This window comes from Microbispora sp. CL1-1, from assembly GCF_012034195.1.
Lineage (GTDB): Bacteria > Actinomycetota > Actinomycetes > Streptosporangiales > Streptosporangiaceae > Microbispora.
In genome coordinates this window covers 1-455 of the sequence record NZ_JAATEK010000194.1, presented here as the reverse complement: position 1 = coordinate 455, position 455 = coordinate 1, and the positions used below count along the sequence as shown (strand labels likewise).

Here is a 455-nt window from a genome sequence, read left to right as displayed (position 1 = left end):
TTGGTTGATGGCGGTGCCGCGGATGACGGCCAGCACGCGGTGGCCGTTTTTGCGTGCGTCCGACAGGCGTTCGACCAGTAGCAGGCCGACGCCCTCGGCCCAGCCGGTGCCGTCGGCCGACGAGGAGAACGCCTTGCACCGCCCGTCCGGCGCGAGCCCCCGCTGCCGCGAGAACTCCGTGAAGCCGATCGGGCTGGCCATCACCGTGACGCCACCCGCGAGCGCGAGGTCGCATTCCCCCGTACGCAGCGCCTGGACGGCCAGGTGCAGCGCGACCAGCGACGACGAGCAGGCGGTGTCAACGGTCACGGCCGGGCCCTCGAACCCGAAGGTGTAGGCGATGCGCCCCGACAGCACGCTGCCCAGGTTGCCGATGGCCAGGTATCCCTCCAGCTCGTCGGGCACCTGCGGCAGCCGGGAGCCGTACGTGCGGTCGGCCACCCCCGCGTACACCG

At 72.3% G+C, this 455-nt stretch carries 1 pseudogene; it reads right to left on the bottom strand.

The window, feature by feature from the left end:
• Positions 1-414 (bottom strand): annotated as a pseudogene (locus HCK04_RS40575) (polyketide synthase); the annotation flags it as partial.
• Positions 415-455: the final 41 nt, after the last annotated feature.